This window comes from Agromyces sp. P1_H4, assembly GCF_056405255.1.
In genome coordinates, this window is record NZ_JBFUCL010000412.1 from 1 (window position 1) to 2,882 (window position 2,882).

Consider the following 2,882-nt stretch of genomic DNA (forward strand, 5'->3'; position numbering starts at 1 on the left):
GGGTGCGGCCGCGAGGGGGCTTCGTGGTGCTCGACTTCGGCGCGGACTTCGAGGCGGGCGTCTTCGCGCCGGCGGCCTTCGTGCTCGCGGCCTTGGCCGCGGGGGTCTTCGCGCCGCCGGTCTTGCCGGTCTTGCCGGTCTTGCCGGCCGAGGACGATCCCGGCTTGGCGGTGGTGCCCCCGGCGCTCGCCTTCGGGCGCGGCGACGACAGCGCGTCGGCGTTGGCGGGCCGACGCGGCACGCCCGACGAGCGCGGAGGGCGCGGAGCATCCGGATGCATCGCCCCTCCTCACTCTCCCGGAAAGCACGACGGGGACGACCCCACGGCCGCCCCCGTCACGATCAGGCTGGTCAGGCCGTGAATCGGGGGAACGCGGAGCGACCCGCGTACACCGCGGCCTCGCCGAGCTCTTCTTCGATCCTCAGGAGCTGATTGTACTTCGCGACGCGCTCGGACCGGGCGGGCGCGCCCGTCTTGATCTGGCCGCAGTCGGTCGCCACCGCGAGGTCGGCGATGGTCGTGTCCTCGGTCTCGCCCGAGCGGTGGGAGAGCACCGCGGTGTAGCCGGCGCGCTGCGCGAGCTTCACGGCGTCGAGCGTCTCGGTCAGCGTGCCGATCTGGTTGACCTTGACGAGGATCGAGTTGCCGGCGCGCTTGGCGATGCCGTCGGCGAGGCGCTTCGGGTTGGTGACGAACAGGTCGTCGCCGACGAGCTGCAGCTTCGAGCCCAGCTGCTCGGTGAGCGCCGCCCAGCCCTCCCAGTCGTCCTCGGCGAGCGGGTCCTCGATGGAGATGAGCGGGTAGGCGGCGGCGAGCTCGCCGTAGTACGCGCTCATCTCGGCCGACGTGCGGTCCTTGCCCTCGAAGCGGTAGACGCCGTTCTCGAAGAACTCGGTGGCCGCGACATCCAGGCCGAGCGCGATGTCGGTGCCGAGCGTGAAGCCCGCCTTGCCGATCGCCTCGGCGATGAAGTCGAGCGCGTCGCGGTTCGACGCGAAGTCGGGCGCGAAGCCGCCCTCGTCGCCGAGGCCGGTGGACAGGCCCTTCGACTTCAGCAGGCTCTTCAGCGCGTGGTAGGTCTCGACGCCCCAGCGGAGGCCCTCGGAGTAGGTGGGCGCGCCGATCGGCAGCACCATGAACTCCTGGATGTCGACGCCGGTGTCGGCGTGCGCGCCGCCGTTGATGATGTTCATCATCGGAACGGGCAGCACGTGCGCGTTCGGGCCGCCGAGGTAGCGGAAGAGCGGGAGGTCGGCCGAGTCGGCGGCGGCCTTGGCGACCGCGAGGCTCACGCCGAGGATGGCGTTGGCGCCGAGGCGGCTCTTGTTGTCGGTGCCGTCGGCCTCGATGAGGGCGGCGTCGACGAGGCGCTGGTCGGCGGCGTCGAGGTCCTCGACGGCGGGGCCGAGGTCGTCGAGCACGGCGTCGACGGCCTTCTGCACGCCCTTGCCGAGGTAGCGGTCGCTGTCGCCGTCGCGCAGCTCGTACGCCTCGAAGGCGCCGGTCGACGCGCCCGAGGGCACCGCCGCACGGGCCAGCGAGCCGTCGTCGAGCAGCACCTCGACCTCGACGGTCGGGTTGCCGCGCGAGTCGAGAATCTCGCGGGCGCCTACAGCTTCGATGAATGCCACAGTGAACTCCTCTGTGATGGGGGGTGTGCGTCGGACGACTCCGTCGTGATCCGCAGGCCAGTCTAGTAACGCTCACGACTCGTGTTTCGACCGCGGTCGGGGCGCGACGCTGCGTCGACGGATGCCGCGGGCGTCGGCCCGACGGATGCCGCGGGTGTACGGCATCCGCCCGCGGCATCCGTGGCCCCGGCTTCGCGAGTGGTCGATCTTGGCGGAGCTTCTCGCCCACCGTCGCCAAGATCGCCCACTCGTCGACAGGACGACCGGATCCGCGTTCCCTGCCGCCGTTCGGCCTGTGGAATGGTGACGACCTCGCGATCGTCGTTGCGCCACGCTGTGCGCATGCGCGACCTCCCAGGACTGCCCTTGCCGCGGGGCGCGGCCATTCGCACGAGCGAACATGCCGCGTTCGAGACGACCAGGGCGAGGCTTCGAGGACGACACGTCCAGCATCCGTTCACCGGGGTGAGCTCCATCGGGCTGGATCTCGACGCGATCGTGGACGCGTGCATCGCGTACGAGCCGCTGCTGCGGCCGGGCGAAGCGTTCAGCCACTCGACCGCCGCGTTGTTGTTCGGCGCTCCCCTGCCGGCGAGTCACAGCTCGCCGCACCCGCTTCACGTCCTGAGTCCGGGCCCGACGCGGCCCCGCACCGACGGCGTGATCGGCCACCGCTCCGCGCGGACGTTCCCGACCGTGATGCGATTCGGCCTGCCCATCGTGACGCCCACCACCGCCTGGATCCAGCTGGCCGCGACCCTACGCCGCGAGGACCTGACGGCGATCGGCGACTACCTCGTGACTGGAGCGCCGCACGGTCGCGCCCGCGAATCCCCGCTTGCGACGCTCGATGAGCTCGCTCGAGCGGTCGAGCAGGGTTCCGGATGCCGCGGCGCGCGCAGCGCGCGCTGGGCACTGGCACGCATGCGCGTCGGCGCCGCGTCCAGGCCCGAGACCCTGCTTCGCCTGCTCATCCTCGCCGCGGGCCTGCCGGAGCCGGTGATCGCTCCCCCGGTGGAGGTCGCCGGAGGTCGCCTCACGCTGCATCCCGACCTCGCCTATCCCGAACTTCGCATCGCCATCGAGTACGAAGGCGACGGCCATCGTGAAGCCAGGCGATGGGAGCGCGACATCGAACGGCGTGAACTCCTCGAGGATGCGGGCTGGCGCATCATCCGGGTCACGCATCGGGCGCTCGTCGGCGACCCCGACGTGGTCGTCGAACGCATCCGCCGCGCACGCAGCGCGCG

At 71.5% G+C, this 2,882-nt stretch carries 2 protein-coding genes and 1 pseudogene; 1 reads left to right on the forward strand and 2 read right to left on the reverse strand.

Annotated elements, in window-relative coordinates; all coding sequences use genetic code 11:
• Positions 1-280 (reverse strand): annotated as a pseudogene (locus AC1DY2_RS18080) (hypothetical protein); the annotation flags it as partial.
• 71 nt (positions 281-351) lie between these two features.
• Positions 352-1,632, reverse strand: coding sequence for a phosphopyruvate hydratase (eno, locus tag AC1DY2_RS18085; protein WP_309980017.1), 1,281 nt, complete (start codon positions 1,630-1,632; stop codon positions 352-354).
• Between the two features lie 342 nt (positions 1,633-1,974).
• Between eno and AC1DY2_RS18090 the strand changes: the two genes are divergently transcribed.
• Positions 1,975-2,882 (forward strand): DUF559 domain-containing protein (locus AC1DY2_RS18090; protein WP_476763672.1); only part of this gene is annotated, 908 nt, incomplete at its 3' end.